Annotated in this window: 15 protein-coding genes; 8 read left to right on the top strand and 7 right to left on the bottom strand. The window is 61.8% G+C overall.

Annotated features, from left to right (window positions below; genetic code table 11):
• Nucleotides 1-383 precede the first annotated feature (383 nt).
• From M2396_RS22855 to M2396_RS22820, 8 genes are all read left to right on the top strand, one after another.
• A complete protein-coding gene (locus tag M2396_RS22855; RefSeq protein WP_101322144.1) occupies nucleotides 384-1772 on the top strand; it encodes a polynucleotide adenylyltransferase PcnB in 1389 nt (462 codons plus the stop codon).
• Between the two features lie 2 nt (nucleotides 1773-1774).
• Nucleotides 1775-2254 carry a 2-amino-4-hydroxy-6-hydroxymethyldihydropteridine diphosphokinase gene (folK, locus tag M2396_RS22850; protein WP_150571326.1) on the top strand — a complete coding sequence of 160 codons (480 nt, stop codon included), beginning with the start codon at nucleotides 1775-1777 and terminating at the stop codon, nucleotides 2252-2254.
• A gap of 244 nt (nucleotides 2255-2498) precedes the next feature.
• Nucleotides 2499-3299: a 3-methyl-2-oxobutanoate hydroxymethyltransferase gene (gene panB / locus M2396_RS22845; protein WP_101322146.1), complete on the top strand. Its 801-nt coding sequence runs from the start codon at nucleotides 2499-2501 to the stop codon at nucleotides 3297-3299.
• Nucleotides 3296-4159, top strand: a complete 864-nt coding sequence (gene panC, locus M2396_RS22840) for a pantoate--beta-alanine ligase (protein WP_101322147.1) — start codon at nucleotides 3296-3298, stop codon at nucleotides 4157-4159. The genes panB and panC overlap by 4 nt, the downstream gene beginning before the upstream one ends.
• Nucleotides 4160-4310: 151 nt before the next feature.
• On the top strand, nucleotides 4311-5975 hold the full coding sequence (gene pgi / locus M2396_RS22835) for a glucose-6-phosphate isomerase (RefSeq protein ID WP_150571325.1): 1665 nt from the start codon (nucleotides 4311-4313) through the stop codon (nucleotides 5973-5975).
• A gap of 231 nt (nucleotides 5976-6206) precedes the next feature.
• Entirely contained in the window at nucleotides 6207-8141 is a 1935-nt protein-coding gene (gene acs, locus M2396_RS22830; RefSeq protein ID WP_259078870.1) for an acetate--CoA ligase, read from the top strand.
• Between the two features lie 43 nt (nucleotides 8142-8184).
• A complete protein-coding gene (locus tag M2396_RS22825) occupies nucleotides 8185-9054 on the top strand; it encodes an oxygenase MpaB family protein (protein WP_259078891.1) in 870 nt (289 codons plus the stop codon).
• 78 nt (nucleotides 9055-9132) lie between these two features.
• Nucleotides 9133-12069: a DUF748 domain-containing protein gene (locus M2396_RS22820; protein WP_259078868.1), complete on the top strand. Its 2937-nt coding sequence runs from the start codon at nucleotides 9133-9135 to the stop codon at nucleotides 12067-12069.
• Nucleotides 12070-12164: 95 nt separating this feature from the next.
• On the opposite strand, the gene M2396_RS22815 is transcribed toward M2396_RS22820, so the two are convergent.
• The 7 genes from M2396_RS22815 to nusA all read right to left on the bottom strand — a co-directional run bounded on the left by M2396_RS22815 (nucleotide 12165) and on the right by nusA (nucleotide 21244).
• Nucleotides 12165-12515 (bottom strand): BON domain-containing protein, encoded by a 351-nt coding sequence (locus M2396_RS22815; protein ID WP_101322150.1) that lies wholly within the window; start codon nucleotides 12513-12515, stop codon nucleotides 12165-12167.
• Nucleotides 12516-12999: 484 nt separating this feature from the next.
• Entirely contained in the window at nucleotides 13000-15105 is a 2106-nt protein-coding gene (gene pnp, locus M2396_RS22810; RefSeq protein ID WP_101322151.1) for a polyribonucleotide nucleotidyltransferase, read from the bottom strand.
• A gap of 247 nt (nucleotides 15106-15352) precedes the next feature.
• The gene (gene rpsO, locus M2396_RS22805; protein WP_101322152.1) at nucleotides 15353-15622 is read right to left on the bottom strand and encodes a 30S ribosomal protein S15; all 270 of its coding nucleotides are present in this window, start codon (nucleotides 15620-15622) and stop codon (nucleotides 15353-15355) included.
• Between the two features lie 147 nt (nucleotides 15623-15769).
• A complete protein-coding gene (gene truB / locus M2396_RS22800; protein ID WP_101322153.1) occupies nucleotides 15770-16687 on the bottom strand; it encodes a tRNA pseudouridine(55) synthase TruB in 918 nt (305 codons plus the stop codon).
• Nucleotides 16688-16690: 3 nt separating this feature from the next.
• Nucleotides 16691-17092 carry a 30S ribosome-binding factor RbfA gene (rbfA, locus tag M2396_RS22795; protein WP_101322154.1) on the bottom strand — a complete coding sequence of 134 codons (402 nt, stop codon included), beginning with the start codon at nucleotides 17090-17092 and terminating at the stop codon, nucleotides 16691-16693.
• 117 nt (nucleotides 17093-17209) lie between these two features.
• Entirely contained in the window at nucleotides 17210-19735 is a 2526-nt protein-coding gene (gene infB, locus M2396_RS22790) for a translation initiation factor IF-2 (RefSeq protein WP_101322155.1), read from the bottom strand.
• A 27-nt stretch (nucleotides 19736-19762) separates the two neighbouring features.
• A complete protein-coding gene (gene nusA, locus M2396_RS22785; RefSeq protein WP_101322156.1) occupies nucleotides 19763-21244 on the bottom strand; it encodes a transcription termination factor NusA in 1482 nt (493 codons plus the stop codon).
• Between the last annotated feature and the right edge of the window lie 58 nt (nucleotides 21245-21302).

Below are 21302 nucleotides of genomic sequence, written 5' to 3'. Positions count from 1 at the left end.
TGTGTTTGGGGCTTGCCCCACGACCAGGCAGAGAACAACAAAAACTGCACTAAAGCAGCGCCTACACTGGTTGGATCGACAGATCAGCATCACCTCAGCGGCCAAAGCAATCCGTTTGCTCTTTACCCCCGGTTTGGGGGTCGTCCACAAGTTTCGCGCTTTGTGGGCAGGGCACTCAACAAAAACAAGAAGCCCAGCAGAAAAACAATAAGAGCACGCAACGACTTCTTGGGGAGCTTAGGCTCCCCTTGTCGTTTCCGCCTCCCGCGCAAGCACCCGTGGCATACCGCCTACACCATCCCCGAAGTAAATGCTAGAATCCCCGCCCATCATGCGGCCATTCTCTATCCCTTGGCCGAACATTCCTTCAAACAGTGCATCCCATGCTGAAGAAGTTGTTCCAGTCGTTCCGTCCTCCCGTTAGTGGTCAACACCACAGGCGCACCACGCCTGAAGTGATCAACAAGAGCCAGCACTCGCTGCAGCGCAGCCAGTTCAGCCGCCATGCGGTGGGCATTGTCGATCGCCTGCAGGCTGCCGGATACCAGGCTTACCTGGTTGGCGGCTGTGTGCGTGACATGCTCCTGGGCATCACGCCCAAAGACTTCGATGTCGCCACCAGCGCCACGCCTGAACAGGTCCGTGCCGAGTTTCGCAATGCGCGAATCATTGGCCGCCGCTTCAAGCTGGTTCACGTGCATTTCGGCCGTGAAATCATCGAAGTGGCCACTTTCCGTGCCCACCACAGCGATGAAGACGAGGGCGACAGCCACCGTTCGTCGCATAATGCCAGCGGTCGTATTTTGCGCGACAACGTCTACGGCACCCTCGAAGACGACGCCCAGCGCCGCGACTTCACGGTCAATGCGCTGTACTACGACCCGGTCAGCGAGCGCATCCTCGACTACGCCAACGGCATGCCCGATGTGCGTAACCGCCTGCTGCGCCTGATTGGCGACCCGGTCCATCGTTACCAGGAAGACCCGGTGCGCATGCTGCGCGCGGTGCGCTTTGCGGCCAAGCTCAACTTCGGCATCGAAAAGCACACGGTGCAGCCGATCCGCGAGCTGGCACCGATGCTGCGCGATATCCCGCCAGCACGGCTGTTCGAGGAATGCCTCAAGCTTTTCCTCTCCGGCCACGGCGCCATCGCCTTCGAAATGCTGGTTGACCTGCATCTGTTTGAACCGTTGTTCCCAGGCAGCAGCCACGCCCTGGAAGAGCGCCCAAGCTACACCCACACGCTGATCAGTAACGCCTTGATGAACACCGACCTGCGCGTCAAGCAGGGCAAACCGGTAACGCCGGCGTTCCTCTTCGCGGCCATGCTCTGGCCGGCCCTGCCGGGCCGTGCACTGTACCTGCAGAGCCAAGGCGTACCGCCGATCCCGGCAATGAACCAGGCCGCCCACGACCTGATCGCCGAACAGTGCCAGCGCATTGCAATCCCCAAGCGCTTCACCCTGCCGATCCGCGAGATCTGGGACATGCAGGAGCGCCTGCCACGGCGCAGCGGCAAACGCGCCGACATGCTCCTGGACAACCCGCGCTTCCGCGCTGGCTACGACTTCCTGCTGCTGCGCGAGAGCGCCGGCGAGGAAACCGAAGAGCTGGGCCAGTGGTGGACCGACTACCAGGACGCCAACGACAGCGAACGCCGGGCCATGATCGCCGAGCTGGGCAGCCGTGATGACGGCAGCGGCGCCGCGCCACGCAAACGCAAACGCAGCGGCACCAAACGCAAGCGCAGCGCTGACGAAGCGTTCGACTAAGCATGAGCGTGCGCGTGTACATCGGCCTGGGCAGCAACCTGGCCGAACCTGCCGAGCAACTGCGCAGCGCCCTCGATGCCTTGGATAAGGCCGAGGGCACGCGCCTGGCAGCGGTTTCCGGCTTCTACGCCAGCGACTCGCTGCTGCCCGGCCAGCCGCGCTACACCAATGCCGTAGCCGCGCTCGACACCACGCTCGAGCCGCTGCAGCTGCTCGATGCGCTGCAGGCGATCGAGAACGATCAAGGGCGCGTGCGTCAGGAACGCTGGGGCCCACGCACCCTCGACCTGGATGTGCTGCTGTTTGGCCAGCAGGTGCTCGACAGCCCACGCCTGAAAGTACCGCACTACCATATGCACGCGCGCCCGTTCGTGCTCTACCCGCTGGCTGAGCTGGTGCCTGCCGACTTCGTCCTCGCCGATGGTCGCAGCCTTGCGCAAATGCTCGCCGCCTGCCCGTTCAGCGGCCTCGAACGCCTTTAATTCGGGCGATCTTGACGGCGGTAACGCCAGTAACACCCTTGCCGTAACAATGCGGTAACAGGGTGATTGACTTCCCTCCCCTCGCTCACGACTATAGGCATCCCGTGGCCTCGACGCGCCACACTTAACCTATTTGGGCCCGGGCGGGTCTGAACATCACGAACGATGATGTGCCGCTCCGCATCGCACCTGCGCAAGGTTGTACCCAGGTCGATTGCACAGCGCCTGAACGAGGACTTTCTACATGCCTGAAGTAACCCTGACCACCCTGCATGGCCTCAAAGCCAAGGGTGAGAAAATCGCCATGCTGACCTGCTATGACGCCACCTTCGCCAAGGCTGCCAGCCAGGCCGGGGTCGACGTGTTGCTGGTGGGTGACTCGCTGGGAATGGTCCTGCAAGGGCATGACAGCACGCTGCCGGTGACCACTGCAGAAATGGCCTACCACACGGCCTGCGTCAAACGCGGCAACGACGGCGCACTGATCCTCGCCGATCTGCCGTTCATGGCCCACGCCACGCCTGAGCAGGCCTTCGCCAACTGCGCCAGCCTGATGCAGGCCGGCGCGCACATGATCAAGCTCGAAGGCGCGGCCTGGCTGAGCGAGACCATTCGCCTGCTGGCCGAACGTGGCGTGCCGGTGTGCGCCCACATGGGCCTGACCCCGCAGACGGTCAACGTGCTCGGCGGTTACAAGGTGCAGGGCCGGCAGGAAGCCCAGGCGCGGCAGATGCGCGCCGACGCGATTGCTCTGGAGCAAGCCGGTGCGGCCATGCTACTGCTCGAATGCGTGCCCAGCGAGCTGGCTGCGGAGATCACCCAGGCCGTGGCCATTCCGGTGATCGGCATCGGTGCCGGTAACGCCACCGACGGCCAGGTGCTGGTGCTGCACGACATGCTCGGCCTGTCGCTGACCGGGCGCATGCCCAAGTTCGTCAAGAACTTCATGCTCGGCCAGGCCGATATCCAAGGCGCCCTGAGTGCTTACGTGGCGGCGGTCAAAGACGTCAGCTTCCCGGCTGCAGAACACGGGTTCAGCGCATGAATACCGTCAAGAGCGTCCGTGAACTGCGCGCAGCCGTGGCCCGCGCCCGCAGCGAAGGCAAGCGCATCGCCTTTGTCCCGACCATGGGCAACCTGCACAGCGGCCACGTCGCCCTGGTGACCAAAGCCACCCAGCGCGCCGACTTCGTCGTGGCGAGCATCTTCGTCAACCCGCTGCAGTTTGGCGCCGGCGAGGACCTCGACAGCTACCCGCGCACCCTTGCCGCTGACCAGGAGCGCCTGCTCGAGGCAGGCTGTCATTTGCTGTTCGCGCCGACCGTGGATGAAATGTACCCCGACGGCACCACAGTGCAGACCCGGGTCAGCGTGCCGCAACTGTCCGAAGGCCTGTGTGGCGCCAGCCGCCCGGGGCATTTCGAAGGCGTGGCCACGGTCGTCAGCAAGCTGTTCAATATGGTCCAGCCCGACCTGGCCGTGTTCGGCGAAAAGGACTACCAGCAACTGGCGGTGATCCGCGCCATGGTGCGCGACCTGAACATGCCGATCCAGATCATCGGCGAGCCGACCGTACGCGCCGACGATGGCCTGGCGCTGTCCTCGCGCAACGGCTACCTGACGCCCGAGCAACGCGCTGCAGCGCCGGCGCTGTACCGCGAGCTGAGCGTGATGGCCGACGCCATCCGCCATGGCCAGCGCGACTTTGCCGAGCTGATCGTGGCCGGTCAGGCCCAACTGCTGGCGGCAGGCTTTCGCCCGGACTATCTGGAAGTGCGCCACGCTCTGACCCTGCGCCCGGCCATGGCCGATGACCGCGACGTGGTGGTAATTGCCGCAGCGTACCTGGGCACCACACGCCTGATCGACAACTTGTACCTGCATCTGGACGAGCCCACCGCCTGATTGCAACCCGGGGCCGCCACGCGGCCCCAAATTATCCCCGCCCGACCCCATTCCCCCCGCGCCAGCCATGCCTATAATGATCAACTGCCTGCAACTGCCAGCGGCTGCCAGTTGTCCAAGGCCAGATCATGCATCAAGGAAACCCTTCGCAATGGCGTATTACCGTACCCCCCATGATGTGACGACGCTGCCAGCCTGGCAGGCGCTGCAACAACACCGCGACGCCATGCAGGATTTCAGCATGCGCGACGCCTTCGCGGCCAATCCGCAACGCTTCGATCAGTTCTCCCTGAGCAGCTGCGGGCTGTTTCTCGATTACTCGAAAAACCTGATCAACGATGAGACCCGCAAGCTGCTGGTCAACCTGGCCACCGACGTCGACCTGGCAGCAGCCATCAAGTCGATGTTCAGCGGCGAGATCATCAACGCCTCCGAAGGCCGCCCGGTACTGCACACCGCCCTGCGCCGCCCGGTTGGCGACAAACTCAGCGTCAACGGCGTCAACGTGATGCCCGAAGTGCACAAGGTACTCAACCAGATCACCGAGCTGGTCGGCCGCATTCATGACGGGCTGTGGCGCGGCTACAGCGAAAAACCGATCACCGACGTGGTCAACATCGGCATCGGCGGCTCGTTCCTCGGCCCTGAGTTGGTTTCCGAAGCCTTGCTGCCGTACGCCCAGCGCGGCGTGCGCTGCCACTACCTGGCCAATATCGACGGCAGCGAATTCCACGAGCTGTCGGCCAAGCTTGCGGCCGAGACGACCCTGTTCATCGTTTCGTCGAAGTCGTTCAACACCCTCGAAACCCTGAAGAACGCCATGGCCGCCCGCACCTGGTACCTGGCCCAGGGTGGCTCCGAAGCCGAGCTGTACCGTCACTTCATCGCGGTCTCGAGCAACAAGGCCGCAGCCGTCGCGTTCGGTATCCGCGAAGAAAACATCTTCCCGATGTGGGACTGGGTTGGCGGGCGTTACTCACTGTGGTCGGCGATTGGTTTGCCAATTGCGCTGGCCATCGGCACGGCCAACTTCAAGGAGCTGCTGTCGGGCGCCTACACCATGGACCAGCACTTCCAGACCGCGCCGTTCGAGCAGAACATGCCGGTGCTGCTGGCCCTGCTTGGCGTCTGGTACGGCAACTTCTGGGATGCGCGCAGCCACGCGATCCTGCCGTACGACCATTACCTGCGCAACATCACCAAGCACCTGCAGCAGTTGGACATGGAGTCCAACGGCAAGAGCGTGCTGCAGGATGGCAGCCCGGCGCCAACCGCGACCGGCCCGGTGATCTGGGGCGGCGTTGGCTGCAACGGCCAGCACGCCTATCACCAGTTGCTGCACCAGGGCACCCAACTGATCCCGGCCGACTTTATCGTGCCGGTGGTGAGCTTCAACCCGGTGGCCGACCATCACCAGTGGCTGTACGCCAACTGCCTGTCGCAGAGCCAGGCACTGATGCTCGGCAAGACCCGCGAAGAAGCCGAGGCCGAGCTGCGTGGCAAGGGCCTGAACGAAGCCGACGTGGCCAAGCTGGCGCCGCACAAGGTCATCCCTGGCAACCGCCCGAGCAACACCCTGGTGGTCGAGCGGATCAGCCCGCGTCGCCTCGGCGCGCTGGTGGCGATGTATGAGCACAAGGTGTTCGTGCAGAGCGTGATCTGGGGCATCAATGCCTTTGACCAATGGGGCGTCGAGCTGGGCAAAGAGCTCGGCAAAGGCGTGTACCAACGCCTGGTCGGCGCTCAGGAAGAAGCCGCTGAAGACGGCTCCACCCAAGGCCTGATCAATTACTTCCGCGGTCGTCACCGCGGCTGATCAAGCCCTGCTGCAAGCCCCGGCGCGGGGCCAGCTTGTCTCCTGCAGTAGCGTTCGATTGAGCGGTACTGCAGGGGGCAAGCTGGCCCCGCGCTTTGCATTGCGCCGGCAACCCCGCAGGAACACCCGCGCCGACTACACTGTCCATCGAATAGCCGTTGCACTTCATCCTGCCTTGCGCGCCGCGGTGAGGTGCAGTCCCTTGCCACGACAAGAGCAGGACCACCCGCCATGTTCGATCTCAGCAAGTACCCCACCGCCCTCGCCGTCAGCCAGGCCGCCGAGCTCAGCGCCGACGACTATCAACGCCTCTATCGACAGTCGATCGATGACCCGGACAGCTTCTGGGCCGAGCAAGCCAAGCGGCTGGACTGGATCAAGCCCTGGAGCAGCGTGCAACAGGCCGACCTTGCCAGCGGCGATGCCAAATGGTTCGCCGGCGGCAAGCTCAACGTCAGCTACAACTGCATCGACCGCCACCTGGCCAAACGGGGTGAGCAGACCGCGCTGCTCTGGGAAGGCGACGACCCCAAGGATTCGCAGGCCATCAGCTACCGCGAGCTGCACCGCCAGGTCTGCCGCCTGGCCAACGCACTGAAGGCGCGCGGGGTGAGCAAGGGCGATCGGGTGTGCATCTACATGCCGATGATCCCTGAGGCGGCTTACGCCATGCTTGCCTGCAGCCGCATCGGCGCGATCCACTCGGTGGTATTTGGTGGCTTCTCGCCCGACGCCCTGCGCGACCGCATCCTGGATGCCGACTGCCGCACGGTGATTACCGCTGATGAAGGCGTGCGGGGCGGCAAACGTGTACCGCTCAAGCAGAACGTCGACAAGGCCCTGGCCAGCTGCCCGGCCGTCAGCAGCGTATTCGTGGTGCGCCGCACCGGTGGTGAAGTGGCCTGGGACAACCAGCGCGACCTCTGGTACCACACCGCCACCGAGCTTGCCGGTGACGACTGCCCACCCGAGCCGATGGATGCCGAAGACCCGCTGTTCATCCTGTATACCTCCGGCAGCACCGGCAAACCCAAAGGCGTGCTGCACACCACCGGCGGCTATCTGCTGCAGGCCGCGATGACCTTCAAGGTGGTATTCGATTACCGCGACGGCGAAGTGTTCTGGTGCACCGCCGATGTCGGCTGGGTCACCGGCCACAGCTATATCGTCTATGGCCCGCTGGCCAACGGGGCGATCTCGCTGATGTTCGAAGGCGTGCCCAACTACCCCGACAGCTCGCGTTTCTGGCAGGTCATCGACAAGCATCAGGTGAATATCTTCTACACCGCCCCTACCGCCCTGCGCGCCCTGATGCGCGAAGGCCCAGGTCCCTTGCAGGACACCTCGCGGGAAAGCCTGCGCCTGCTCGGCAGTGTCGGCGAGCCGATCAACCCGGAAGCCTGGGAGTGGTACTTCCATCAGGTCGGCAAAGAACGCTGCCCGATCGTCGACACCTGGTGGCAGACCGAAACCGGCGGCATCATGCTCAGCCCGCTGCCGGGCAATGGGCAGATCAAACCGGGTTGCGCCACCCAGCCGATGTTTGGCGTGCAACCGGTACTACTCGATGACAAAGGCGCAGTGATCGACGGGCCAGGTTCGGGCCTGCTGGCAATCAAAGCCAGCTGGCCGGCGCAGATCCGCAGCGTCTACGGCGACCAGCAACGCATGGTCGACACCTACTTCAAGCCTTTCGCCGGCTATTACTTCACTGGCGACGGCGCCCGCCGCGACGCCGATGGCGACTACTGGATCACCGGGCGAGTCGATGATGTGATCAACGTCTCCGGCCACCGGATCGGTACGGCAGAAGTGGAAAGCGCGCTGGTGCTGCACGACGGCATCGCGGAGGCGGCCGTGGTCGGCTATCCGCACGACCTCAAGGGCCAGGGTATCTATGCCTTCGTCACGCCGATGAATGGCGTGAGCGCAGACGACGTCCTCAAGGCTGAACTGCTGGCGTTGGTCAGCAAGGAGATCGGCAGCTTCGCCAAACCGGAGATGATCCAGTGGGCACCGGCCCTGCCCAAGACGCGCTCGGGCAAGATCATGCGGCGTATACTGCGCAAGATCGCCTGCAACGAGCTGGACTCGCTGGGTGACACCTCGACCCTGGCCGATGCCAGCGTCGTGCAGGGCTTGATCGATACTCGCCTCAACCAATAGCCAGAGGTAGCCCATGGCGGGCTGCCGCGCATTGCAGGTCGCCATGGAAGCCTTACGCCGTCGTATCGAAACCCAGGTCATGAGCCTGACAGGCCTGGCCCTCGGCCAGCTTGACCTGGAGTCACCCAAGGGTGACCCCGGCCTGTTTGGCCCCGACAGCGTCAGCTGGCAGGTGCACGGCGATTTCCCGAGCATGCTGGTCGGCGGTATCAGTGCCTTGATGCTGCAACTGCTGCACCCGCTGGCCCTGGCCGGGGTGTGGGATCACTCCAACTTTCGCGAAGACCTGCTCGGGCGCCTGCGCCGCACCAGCCAATTCATCTCCGGCACCACCTTCGGCTCGACCCGCGACGCCAACTGGTTGATCGACAAGGTACGCACCATCCACCTCAAAGTCGTCGGCACCGCCGCCGATGGCCGGCCTTATGCCGCCAGTGACCCGGACCTGCTGACCTGGGTGCACGTTGCCGAAGTCAGCAGTTTCATGGCCGCCCACCTGCGTTACCTCAACCCGCATCTCGCGCAGGCTGATCAGGACGCGTACTACAACGAAATCGCCCTGATCGCCGAGCGCCTCGGCGCGCGCGACGTGCCACGCTCCTGTGCGCAAATCGAGGCCTACCTGCAACGCATGCGTCCGCAGTTGCGCTGCGATGCGCGCAGCCTGGAGGTGATCGATATCCTGCTCAAGGCACCGGCGCCAAGCCGCCTGGCAGCCCCCGTGGGCAAGCTGATGCTGCGGGCGGGCATCGAACTGTTACCAGGCTGGGGCCGGGATATGCTTGAGCTGCAACAAGGGCCACTGAGCCGGCGCTTGATCCGGGTAGGTATCGAGCGCACCGCGCCAGTCCTGCGCTGGGCCATGCGCGACAGCTCGGCGCACCGCGCGCGGCGGCGAATGGGCATCGAATAAGGTCATTCGGCTGATTCTGCGGAACCGATTTAACGTGCCATACTCCAAGCACTCCCGCTCGGACAGACGATGCTGCACATGCCCAAAGGATTGACTCGCGCCCTCGGCGCCATGCTGGCCCTCGTGGCCTTGTACAGCCTGCTCGGCTTCTTCATCCTTCCAGGCATTGGCCTACGCATTGCCAATCAACAGCTGGCCCAATACGCGACGGTGCCGGCGCAGCTGCAACGCATCGAATTCAACCCGTTCAGCCTAGAGCTGACCCTGTGGGGTTTGCAGGTCGGCGAGCCGGGCAAAGAGCAACTGGGTTTTGAGCGTTTGTACGCCAACCTGTCGCTGGACAGCCTGTGGAGCGGCGCCCTGCACCTGGATGCAGTGGAGCTGGACAAACCGCGCAACGAAATCCTCTTCGGCAAAAACGGCAGCCTCAACCTGACTCAGCTGTTCAAACTGCCGCCCAGCGAAGCCAAGCCAGACGAGCCAGCCAGCGACCCGTTCCCGCTGCGTATCGGCAGCATCAAGCTCACGGAAGGCTACCTGCACTTCCAGGACCTGCGCCCGAGCGAGCCGATTGAGTTTCTTTACGACTCGATGAATTTCGAGCTCAAGAACCTCAGCACCCTGCCCGACGACAGCGCCGACATGACCTTGGTCGCCGTCGGCCCCGCCGGTGGGCGGATCGACTGGAAAGGCACACTCGGCCTGGCGCCGATCAGCTCGCAAGGCACCCTGAAAATCACCGACGGCAACATGAAGGCGTTCTGGCCTTACGTACGTGACGCGGTGCCGCTGGTGCTGGAAGAAGGCGTGATCAGCCTCGATACCCACTACACGCTCAACCTGTCGAAACAGACCGAGCTGCTGCTCGACAATACTCAGGTACGCATCGCGCCGTTCGCCATCAAGGCACCGGACGGCAGGCAACTGGCGCGGCTGGCCAGTCTCGAAGTCAGCGAAACCTCGATCGATCTGGCCAAGCAACTGGTCACCGTAGGCAAGGTCCGCAGCAGCAAGCTGGAAACCTGGGCCGCCTTGGAACAGGACGGCCAGCTCGACTGGCAGAAGCTGTTCGCCAGCCAGCCAGCCAAAGCTACCCCCAAGGAGAAAGCCGAACCTGCCGCGGCCGAGCCGACAGCGCAGGAAAAAGCAGCCGCCGCGCCGAGCAAGCCGTGGCAAGTACTGCTCAAGGACGTTCAAGCGCGCGATTACATGATTCACCTGGCAGACCGCAGCCAGAAAGAACCGGTCACCCTGGATGTCGGCCCGCTCAACCTCGACATGCAGGGCTATGACAGCCTCAACAAGTCGCCGTTTACCCTCAAACTGGATACCGCCGTCGGCAAGCAAGGCAAACTGCAAGCCTCCGGCCAGGTCAACCTGGCGCCGGTCACCGCCAAGCTCGATTTCAGCACCCGCGACATCGACCTGCGCATCGCCCAGGCCTACATCAGCCCGTTCATTCAGCTTGAACTGCGCAGCGGCATGCTCGCCAGCGAGCTCAAGGTCGATCTGCAAAATACGGCGCCGCTGGCCTTTACCGTCACCGGTACCGCCACCGTCAACCAGTTGCATACCCTCGACACGATCAAGGACCGCGACTTCGTCAAATGGCAGCAGCTCGACCTCAATGGGTTGTCATACGTGCACGGCGATGCGCTGACCATCGACCAAGTCAAGCTGCTGCAGCCATATGCGCGTTTCATCATCAACGAAGACCGCACCACCAACGTTGATGACCTGCTGATTCCGCAGCCAGCCGGCGCTACCAAAAGCACCGCAGAAAAGCCGGTGACTCCCAGCAACAGCAAGCCAATGGGCATTCGTATCGGCAAGATCGACATCAACGACGGCTCGGCCAACTTTGCCGACCTGACCCTGACGCCAAACTTCGCCACAGCCGTGCAGCAGCTCAATGGCCAGGTCGGCACCATCGACAACCGCCAGCCAGCGCCGGCCAAGGTCGATATCAAGGGCAAGGTCGACCGCTATGCACCGGTCACCATCAAGGGCGCGCTCAACCCGTTCAACCCGATGGCCAGCCTGGACATCGCCACCAGCTTCAAACGCGTCGAGCTGACCACACTGACGCCCTACTCAGGCAAGTTTGCCGGCTTTCGCATTCGCAAGGGCCGGCTCAACCTGGACGTGCACTACCTGATCACCAATGGCCAGCTCAAGGCAGAAAACAAGCTGGTGATCGAGCAACTGCAACTGGGTGAGAAGGTCGACAGCCCCGACGCCGTCGACCTGCCGATCCGCCTGGCGGTGGCGCTGCTCAAGGACACCGACGGCACCATTTCGATCGAGCTGCCGGTGACCGGCGACCTCAACAACCCGCAGTTCAGCGTCATGCCGATCGTTTGGCAAACCCTGCGCAATCTGGTCCTGCGTGCCGCCCAGGCGCCGTTCAAGTTCATTGGCGGGCTGGTCTCCGGCGGCAGCTCGCAGGACCTGGGTACGGTCGCGTTCAGCGCCGGCTCCAGCGACCTCAGCGGCGATGCCCAAGCGGCCCTGGACAAACTGGCGACCGCGCTCAACGAACGCCCTGAATTGCGCCTGGAGATCGAAGGCACCAGCGCCCAGACCAGCGATGGCCCGTTGATCGCCGAGCAGCGCCTGGAGCGTGAGTATCAGTCGATCTGGTACAAGATCCTGCAGCGCCGCGGCGACAAGGTACCGGCCAATGCGTCGATGCTGGTGGTGGATGCTGACGACAAGCCGGCGATGCTCGAAGGCATCTACCGCACCCGCCTGAAACAACAGCCGCCTGCTGAATGGCAGCAGCTGGGGCGTGAGGAGCGTAGCGCCAAGCTGCGTGAGGCGGTGATCAAGTCCTGGGCCGAGAGCGCTGCGCTGCTGCGCCAGTTGGGCCAGGCGCGGGCCGGTAATATCAAGGATTACCTGGTCGACAAAGGCAAGTTGGCGGATGACCGGGTGTACTTCATCGATACCACGCTGGGCCAGGCCGAATCGGATGGGCGCGTGATCACGCCGATGCACCTGGATGCTGAATAAGCGTCTGCATTGAGCGCAACAACGAAAAAGCCCCGGCATGTGCCGGGGCTTTTCGTTATGCGTTGGCCAGATCCATCTGGCCTGCGCAGCAATCCTTATTCGGCTTTCAGACCAGCAGCCGAGACGTCTTTAACGCCTTTGATAGCCTTGGTGATTGCTACTGCACGCTCTTTTTGCGAATCGGTGACTTTCACATCGGACGACAGCGAAACTACGCCTTGATTGGTTTCGACTTTGATATCGCCGCCTGGGATGCCTTTCTCGGTCAGCAGATCAGCTTTGACCTTGGTGGTGATCCAGGTATCGGAGCCATCTTGCTTGGCGCTGTCGACAGTGTTGGCAGCCAGCATAACTGGAGCCTGAACGGCTTGCTGAGCGAAAGCAGCGTTAGCCATGGTCAGAGTCAGAGCGGTAGCAGTAGCGGCAGCAATAGCGAACTTCTTCATACGGGTCACTCCTGTTGTCGAAAGGTCTGCGCCGAGTCAGTTGGCGTCAGATGAATAGACTATTGCAGGGGCTGTGCCAACTTTTAAAAGGCCATAAAACCAATATAAATCAGTAACTTATCAATTTTCTGAAATCCACTCTCTCGTGCATTTTGCAAGCCGGAGCAAAATCCTGCATGCAAGATGCATGTACCCCAGAGTTTTCGCTATCTCGAAATGGGCGCGGAAAATGTAGGAGCGCCCTTGTGTCGCGAAAGGGGTGCGCAGCGCCCCCGGCAATTCTGCGGCGTTGCCTAAATTGTAGGGCCGCTACGCAGCCCTTTCGCGACACAAGGCCGCTCCTACACGGGGCAGTGTTTGACAAATAAAAAGGGCCGCTGTGTGACCCATCGCGACCCAAGATCGCAATGGGCCGCACAGCGGCCCCTATGCGCTGAACATCAGCGCAACCCCGAAGGGTTTATTTCATACCACTACAGCTGGCTTAAACGCCGGAAGCCTTGGCTGCCGCAACGTCTTTGATCGACAGCTTGATACGGCCGCGGTTGTCCACGTCCAGTACCAGTACTTCAACCTCTTCGCCTTCTTTCAGCACGTCGGTGACCTTCTCTACGCGCTCATTGCTGAGCATCGAGATGTGCACCAGGCCGTCTTTGCCAGGCAGGATGTTGACGAATGCGCCGAAGTCGACGATGCGTTCAACCTTGCCGACGTAGATCTTGCCGATCTCGGCCTCGGCAGTGATACCCAGGACGCGCTGGCGAGCTGCTTCAGCGGCTTCTTTGGTTTCGCCGAAGATCTTGATCGAGCCGTCGTCTTCGATATCGATCGAAGCCTTGGTCTCTTCACAGATACCACGGATGGTCGCGCCGCCTTTACCGATAACGTCACGGATCTTGTCGGTGTCGATCTTCATGGCGATCATGGTCGGCGCGTTGGCCGACAGCTCGGTACGCGAAGTACCAATGATCTGGTTCATCTGGCCGAGGATGTTCAGGCGCGCTTCCAGGGCCTGGCCCAGGGCGATTTCCATGATCTCTTCGGTGATGCCGTTGATCTTGATGTCCATCTGCAGCGCGGTAACACCTTTGGCGGTACCGGCTACCTTGAAGTCCATGTCGCCGAGGTGGTCTTCGTCACCGAGGATGTCGGTGAGGATGGCGAACTTGTCGCCTTCCTTGACCAGGCCCATGGCGATACCGGCAACTGGCGCCTTCATTGGCACACCAGCGTCCATCAGGGCCAGGGAAGCACCGCAAACCGACGCCATCGAGCTCGAACCGTTCGACTCGGTGATTTCCGATACTACACGGATGGTGTACGGGAACACGTCAGCAGCAGGCAGCATGGCCTGAACCGAACGACGGGCCAGACGGCCGTGACCGATTTCGCGACGGCCAGCACCACCCATACGACCACACTCACCTACCGAGAACGGTGGGAAGTTGTAGTGCAGCATGAACGGGTCTTTCTTCTCGCCTTCGAGGGTGTCGAGCAGCTGTGCATCACGCGCAGTACCCAGGGTCGCAACGACCAGGGCCTGGGTTTCGCCACGGGTGAACAGTGCCGAACCGTGGGTCTTCGGCAGAACGCCGACTTCGATGTTCAGCGGGCGTACAGTCTTGGTGTCGCGACCGTCGATACGTGGCTTGCCGTTGACGATGTTTTCGCGCACGGTGCGGTATTCGATTTCGCCAAAGATTTCTTTGACCACGGAAGCCGAAGGCTGGCCTTCTTCACCGGAGAACTTGGCGATCGCCTGATCACGCAGCTCGCCCAGACGCGCATAGCGGTCGGCCTTGACGGTGATGGTGTAGCCCTGCGAGATGCCTTCGCCGAATTCAGCGCGGATGGCGTTGAACAACTCGGTGTTGGCAACGGCTGGTTTCCAGTCCCAGGTCGGCTTGGCAGCTTCGGCAGCCAGCTCTTTGACAGCCTGGATGACCGACTGGAATTCGTCGTGGGCGAACAGTACGGCGCCCAGCATCTGGTCTTCGGTCAGCTCTTTGGCTTCCGATTCAACCATCAGCACAGCGCTGTCGGTACCGGCTACGACCATGTCGAGGCTCGAGGCAGCCAGTTGCTCGTAGGTTGGGTTCAGCAGGTAGCCGGTGCTTTCATGGAAGGCAACACGGGCGGCGCCGATCGGGCCTTCGAACGGGATGCCGGAGATTGCCAGGGCAGCCGAAGTACCGATCATCGCAGCGATGTCCGGATCGGTTTTCTTGCTGGTCGACACGACGGTGCAGACAACCTGCACTTCGTTCATGAAGCCTTCTGGGAACAGCGGACGGATCGGACGGTCGATCAGGCGCGAGGTCAGCGTCTCTTTCTCGGAAGGACGGCCTTCACGCTTGAAGAAACCACCAGGGATCTTGCCAGCGGCGTAGGTTTTTTCCTGGTAGTGCACGGACAGCGGGAAGAAGCCTTTGCTTGGGTCTGCGTGCTTGGCACCGACCACGGTCACCAGCACGGTGACATCGTTATCGACGGTGACCAGGACTGCGCCGGTGGCCTGACGGGCAATGCGGCCCGTTTCGAGGGTAACGGTCGATTGACCGAACTGGAATTTCTTGATTACCGGGTTCACGGTTTCCTACCTTTTCAATGGCTCTGGGGGAACTGGTTTCTTGCGAATTCTTGGGCAGAACGGGGAATCGGCCCCATTGACCGTCCAGATACAACTCGAGGCTGGGAGCCTGGTTGCCGGGCGGATAAACCGCTCGGCAAGACCAGGCTGCCAACCTCGAAGATACGCATGACGAGCCCGTCGGCAACGCTGAAGCAGCGCTGCCAAAGCTTGCGACCCGCCACGCCCACCACTAGCCAGGCCGCTATTAGCGACGCAGGCCCAGACGACCGATCAGGGTGCTGTAACGGGTGGTGTCTTTGCCCTTCAGGTAGTCCAGCAGCTTACGACGCTGGTTAACCATACGGATCAGGCCACGACGCGAGTGGTGGTCTTTACCGTTGATCTTGAAGTGACCTTGCAGTTTGTTGATGTTGGCAGTCAGCAGTGCAACCTGCACTTCTGGGCTACCGGTGTCGCCGACGGCTTGCTGGTAGTCGGTAACGATTTGTGCTTTTTCTTCAACGCTGAGGGCCATTTGGCATCTCCAGTTAAACGGATCCCGCAAGCGGGGTCCAATAGGCCAGGGACGAACCCTGTATTAATAAAAGAGCTGTGACCGTGCCTACTGACAGCCACCCTCGTGTCTTGCGCTGTCGGCTCATGCCGGCAACGCAAGTATCGGTCATTCCGACCGAATCAAGCGACGTGGCGCAACGCGCCCGTCTTCGCTCACTTCACCGATACCGATGAAGCGACCATTGTGATCCTGCACCCGGACCATGCCGAATTGCGGCGCATCCGGTGCACGTACTGCCTGGCCATGCAGCCAGTAGAACGAGCTGTGCTCTGACAACTGCACCACAGGCCAGTCGAGCAGACCGCTGTCGGACGGCATCAGGAAGCGATCGAGCGCTTCGTTGCCACCGTCGGCGTGGGCTTGCTCGAGCTCTTCGAGCGTCACTGTCTGTGCCAGCTCGAAGGGCCCAGCCTGGGTCCGACGCAGCTCGGCAACATAAGCGCCACAGCCCAACACTTCACCGATATCCTCCACCAGGGTGCGGATATAGGTGCCTTTGGTGCAATTTACCGTCAGACGCGCACGGGTGCCTTCGCACTCGAGCAGCTCCAAGCGGTTAATAGTAACAGAACGCGCCTCGCGCTCCACTACCTCTCCCGCACGGGCCAGTTTGTACAATGGCTGGCCATCACGCTTGAGGGCCGAGTACATCGGCGGTATCTGGCTGATCGGGCCGCGAAATTGAGGCAGGGCTGCCTCGATGTCGGCGCGACCAACGGTCACCTCACGGGTCTGCAGGACCTCACCTTCGGCGTCTGCCGTGGTGGTGGTCTGCCCCATCTGCATGACGGTTTCGTAGCCCTTGTCGGAATCGAGCAGGTACTGCGAAAACTTGGTCGCTTCGCCAAAGCACAGCGGCAGCACGCCACTGGCCAGTGGGTCGAGGCTACCGGTATGACCGGCCTTCTCGGCATTGAGCAACCAGCGGACCTTTTGCAACGCTGCGTTGGAGGTAAACCCCAACGGTTTGTCGAGCAGGATGATGCCGCTGACGTCGCGGCGGATTCGTTTGACCTGGGCCACCGATTACTCCTTGGTGTCCGGCTCGACGGGATCCTGGTGCTGGCGGTCTTCTGCCACGGCACGCTCGATCAGTGCCGACAGGTGAACCCCGCGGCTGACGCTCTCATCGTAATGGAAGTGCAGTTGCGGCACGCTGCGCAGCTGCATCGAGCGGCCCAGGTGCAGACGCAGGAAGCTCGCAGCGTTGTTCAACGCCTTGACCGACTGCTTGACCGCATCAGGTTCCTCTTCCTGGCCCATGACGGTGATGAACACCTTGGCATGGCCCACGTCGCGGCTGACGTCGACGGCGGTGATGGTCACCAGGCCGACGCGTGGATCTTTCACTTCACGGCGGATCAGCTCGGCAAGCTCGCGCTGCATCTGATCGCCAATGCGTTGGGTACGGCTGTATTCTTTTGCCATTCGTTGCTACCTGTAACTTAAAGCGGCAAACGCCCGGCCAGGCGTGAAGCCTGACCGGGCGCTACCTGCAGAGGCGTTGCCAACCGCCCTGGGGCGGGGCATCTGCCAGCTCGACCCTTACAGGGTACGAGCCACCTGGACTTTCTCGAAGACTTCGATCTTGTCGCCGACCTTGACGTCGTTGTAGCTCTTGACGCCAATACCGCACTCCATGCCGGCACGAACTTCGGCAGCGTCGTCCTTGAAGCGACGCAGCGATTCCAGCTCGCCTTCGAAGATCACAACGTCTTCGCGCAGAACGCGGATCGGACGGTTGCGGTACACGGTACCTTCGATGACCATACAGCCAGCGACGGCGCCGAACTTCGGCGAACGGAACACATCACGTACTTCTGCAACGCCCAGGATGTTCTCGCGAACATCACTGCCGAGCATGCCGGTCAGGGCTTTCTTGACGTCTTCGATGATGTCGTAGATCACGTTGTAGTAACGCATATCCAGACCTTCCTGCTCGACGATCTTGCGCGCGCCGGCATCGGCCCGCACGTTGAAGCCGAACAGCACCGCGTTGGACGCCAGGGCCAGGTTGGCATCGCTCTCGGTGATACCACCGACACCGCCACCAATCACACGGACCTGCACCTCGTCGTTGCCCAGACCGCCGAGCGAACCCTGCAGTGCTTCCAGGGAGCCACGAACATCGGTCTTGAGGACGATGTTGAGGGTCTTCTTCTCTTCCTGACCCATGGTCTCGAAGATGTTTTCCAGCTTGCCGGCGTGAGCACGGGCCAGCTTGACCTCGCGGTATTTGCCTTGACGGAACAGGGCAACTTCGCGGGCTTTCTTCTCGTCGCCAACTACCGACAGCTCGTCACCGGCTTCCGGAGTGCCATCGAGGCCGAGGATCTCGACCGGGATCGATGGGCCGGCTTCTTTGACTGGCTTGCCGTTCTCGTCAAGCATGGCACGCACGCGGCCATAGTTGGAGCCGACCAGGACCATGTCGCCCTGACGCAGCGTACCGTCCTGAACCAGGATGGTAGCGACCGGGCCGCGGCCCTTGTCCAGACGCGATTCGACAACCACACCACGACCAGGCGCGGTTGGGGTAGCCGACAGCTCGAGGATCTCGGCCTGCAACAGAACGGCTTCAAGCAGTTCATCGACGCCGGTACCCATCTTCGCCGAAACCTTGACGAATGGAGTGTCGCCACCCCAGTCCTCGGAGGTCACGCCTTCTACCGACAGTTCGTTACGAATGCGGTCGAGGTCAGCGCCTGGCTTGTCGATCTTGTTCACTGCAACAACCAGTGGCACGCCAGCGGCTTTCGCATGCTGAACAGCTTCACGGGTCTGCGGCATGACGCCGTCGTCCGCCGCCACCACCAGGATGACGATGTCGGTCGCCTTGGCACCACGGGCACGCATCTGAGTAAACGCGGCGTGACCAGGGGTGTCGAGGAAGGTGACCATGCCACGGTCGGTTTCGACGTGGTAGGCACCGATGTGCTGGGTGATACCACCGGCTTCGCCAGCAGCAACCTTGGCACGACGGATGTAGTCGAGCAGCGAGGTTTTACCGTGGTCGACGTGGCCCATTACGGTCACGACCGGAGCACGCGAGGTGACTTCACCTTCGAACTTCAGCGATTCGGCCAGGGAATCTTCCAGCGCGGTGTCGCTGACCAGCGTGACCTTGTGGCCCAGCTCTTCAGCTACCAGCTGTGCAGTTTCCTGGTCGAGGACCTGGTTGATGGTGACCGGAGTACCCATCTTGAACATGAACTTGACCACTTCAGCGCCTTTGACGGACATCTGGTTGGCCAGCTCGGAGACGGTGATGGTCTCGCCGATGCTCACGGCACGGATAACCGGGCCGGTAGGGCTCTGGAAGCCATGCTGATTGCGCTTCTTCAGTTTGCCCTTGCCACGGCCACCGCGACGGAAGCCATCGCTTTCTTCTTCGGTGGTACGCGGAGCAGCACGCGGAGTCGGGGTCTTTTCTTTCTCTTTGACCTTGACCTTGACCGACACGCGCGGCGCTTCGCCACGGCCGCGACGGTCTTCGTTGCGGGCACGGTCTTCGGTGCGGCGCACTTCTTCTTTCTTGCGCTCGGCGGCGCGAACCGCTGCCTCCTCGGTCAGAGGCTCTTGCGGCGCAGCTGCCGGGGCCGGTGCAGCGGCTGCAGGAGCAGCGGCGGCAACAGGCTCAGGCTTGCTCGCAACAGCACCCTGCGGGGCGTCACGCTCGGCGATACGCTGACGCGAATCGATGTTGGCTTTTTCGCGTGCGGCGTTTTCAGCCACACGACGCTCTTCCAGCTCACGCGCCTGCTCAGCCTGGATTTCTTCCGGGCTGCGCTGAACGAAAACTTTCTTCTTGCGTACTTCTACGCTGATGCTCTTGCTACCGGCTACACGCAGGGTGCTAGTGGTTTTGCGCTGCAAGGTAATCTTGCGCGGCTCTTCCGCTTTAGCCTTGTGGCTGCTCTTCAGATGAGTCAGCAAAGCCTGCTTCTCATTGTCGGTCACTACCTGACCGGCGTCGGTGTGCGGCAAACCCGCCTCACGCATCTGCTGCAGCAGGCGCTCAACCGGTGCAGCGACCTCTTGGGCCAATTCTTTCACCGTGACTTGCGTCATGCACTTCTCTCCTCAGGCCGCGCCTAATTACTCGAACCAGTGGGCTCGGGCGGCCATGATCAACTTGCCGGCACGCTCTTGGTCGATGCCGTCGATGTCGAGCAGGTCGTCAATCGACTGCTCGGCCAGGTCTTCGCGGGTAACCACGCCGCGCACCGCCAGTTCAACCGCCAGGTCATTGTCCATACCCTCAAGAGAGAGCAGGTCTTCGGCCGGATGGGCGTCTGCCAGTTTTTCCTCGGTAGCGATGGCTTTGGTCAACAGGCGGTCCTTGGCACGAGCGCGAAGCTCGTTGACGATATCCTCGTCAAAGCCATCGATGTTGAGCATTTCTTCCAACGGTACGTAGGCAATTTCTTCCAGGCTGGTGAAGCCTTCGTCGACCAGCACCTGGGCCAGTTCTTCATCGACTTCCAGCTCGTCGACAAAGTTGCGCAGGATGTCGCCAGTCTCGGCTTGCTGCTTGGCCTGGATGTCCTTCTCGGTCATCACGTTCAGGGTCCAGCCGGTAAGCTGGCTTGCCAGACGAACGTTCTGACCACCACGACCGATGGCCTGGGCCAGGTTGTCCTCGCCAACAGCGATGTCCATGGCGTGGGCATCTTCATCGACGATGATCGCCGCGACTTCAGCCGGCGACATGGCGTTGATGACGAACTGCGCTGGGTTCTCGTCCCAAAGGACGATATCCACACGCTCACCGCCCAACTCGCCGGACACCGCCTGCACACGCGAACCGCGCATGCCGATACAGGCACCTTGCGGGTCGATGCGCTTGTCCTTGGAGCGAACGGCGATCTTGGCGCGCGAACCCGGGTCACGGGAAGCGGCCATGACCTCGATGAGGCCTTCGGCAATTTCCGGCACTTCGATAGTGAACAGTTCGATCAGCATCTGTGGCGCAGTGCGCGACAGGATCAGCTGCGGACCGCGGTTCTCGGTGCGGATTTCCTTCAACAGTGCGCGCAAGCGCACACCGACACGGAAGGTCTCGCGTGGAATGATGTCTTCACGAGCCAGCAATGCTTCAGCATTGTTGCCCAGGTCGACGATTACGTTGTCGCGGGTGACCTTCTTGACGGTGCCGGAGATGATCTCGCCCACGCGTTCGCGGTAAGCGTCGACCACCTGGGCGCGCTCGGCCTCGCGGACTTTCTGCACGATGACCTGCTTGGCGGTCTGAGCGGCGATACGACCGAACTCGATCGAGTCGATCTTCTCCTCGATCACGTCACCAACCTTGGCTTCAGGGTGGGTCTCGTGGATCTTGTCCAGCCAGGTTTCGATCGCCGGATCATCAAGATCCTGCTCATCGACCACGGTCCAGCGACGGAAGGTCTCGTAGTTACCGGTGTGGCGATTGATTTCCACACGCAGGTCGACTTCGTCTTCAAAACGTTTTTTGGTTGCAGTGGCCAGAGCCACTTCCAGCGCTTCGAAGATCACGCCCGGTGGGACGCCCTTCTCGTTGGATACCGATTCAACAACCAGCAGTACTTCTTTGCTCATCGTACGCCTCGCCTTGCGCAAGCCATTGGGTCCGGTCTAGTCACCGGGCCCGGCACGT

Source organism: Pseudomonas sp. BIGb0278 (genome assembly GCF_024809895.1).
In the GTDB taxonomy this organism is placed as follows: Bacteria; Pseudomonadota; Gammaproteobacteria; order Pseudomonadales; family Pseudomonadaceae; genus Aquipseudomonas; species Aquipseudomonas shirazensis.
Note: the sequence above shows the minus strand (reverse complement) of the source record. Positions and strands in the feature narration are given on the sequence as shown.

Excerpts from the sequence above, each read along its gene's own strand:
- M2396_RS22815 (WP_101322150.1), bottom strand. The coding sequence starts at position 12,515 with ATGAAGAAGTTCGCTATTGCTGCCGCTACTGCTACCGCTCTGACTCTG.
- M2396_RS22825 (WP_259078891.1), top strand. The coding sequence starts at position 8,185 with ATGGAAGCCTTACGCCGTCGTATCGAAACCCAGGTCATGAGCCTGACA.
- M2396_RS22820 (WP_259078868.1), top strand. The coding sequence starts at position 9,133 with ATGCCCAAAGGATTGACTCGCGCCCTCGGCGCCATGCTGGCCCTCGTG.
- rbfA (WP_101322154.1), bottom strand. The coding sequence starts at position 17,092 with ATGGCAAAAGAATACAGCCGTACCCAACGCATTGGCGATCAGATGCAG.
- pgi (WP_150571325.1), top strand. The coding sequence starts at position 4,311 with ATGGCGTATTACCGTACCCCCCATGATGTGACGACGCTGCCAGCCTGG.
- rpsO (WP_101322152.1), bottom strand. The coding sequence starts at position 15,622 with ATGGCCCTCAGCGTTGAAGAAAAAGCACAAATCGTTACCGACTACCAG.
- nusA (WP_101322156.1), bottom strand. The coding sequence starts at position 21,244 with ATGAGCAAAGAAGTACTGCTGGTTGTTGAATCGGTATCCAACGAGAAG.
- M2396_RS22855 (WP_101322144.1), top strand. The coding sequence starts at position 384 with ATGCTGAAGAAGTTGTTCCAGTCGTTCCGTCCTCCCGTTAGTGGTCAA.
- folK (WP_150571326.1), top strand. The coding sequence starts at position 1,775 with ATGAGCGTGCGCGTGTACATCGGCCTGGGCAGCAACCTGGCCGAACCT.
- infB (WP_101322155.1), bottom strand. The coding sequence starts at position 19,735 with ATGACGCAAGTCACGGTGAAAGAATTGGCCCAAGAGGTCGCTGCACCG.
- panC (WP_101322147.1), top strand. The coding sequence starts at position 3,296 with ATGAATACCGTCAAGAGCGTCCGTGAACTGCGCGCAGCCGTGGCCCGC.
- acs (WP_259078870.1), top strand. The coding sequence starts at position 6,207 with ATGTTCGATCTCAGCAAGTACCCCACCGCCCTCGCCGTCAGCCAGGCC.
- panB (WP_101322146.1), top strand. The coding sequence starts at position 2,499 with ATGCCTGAAGTAACCCTGACCACCCTGCATGGCCTCAAAGCCAAGGGT.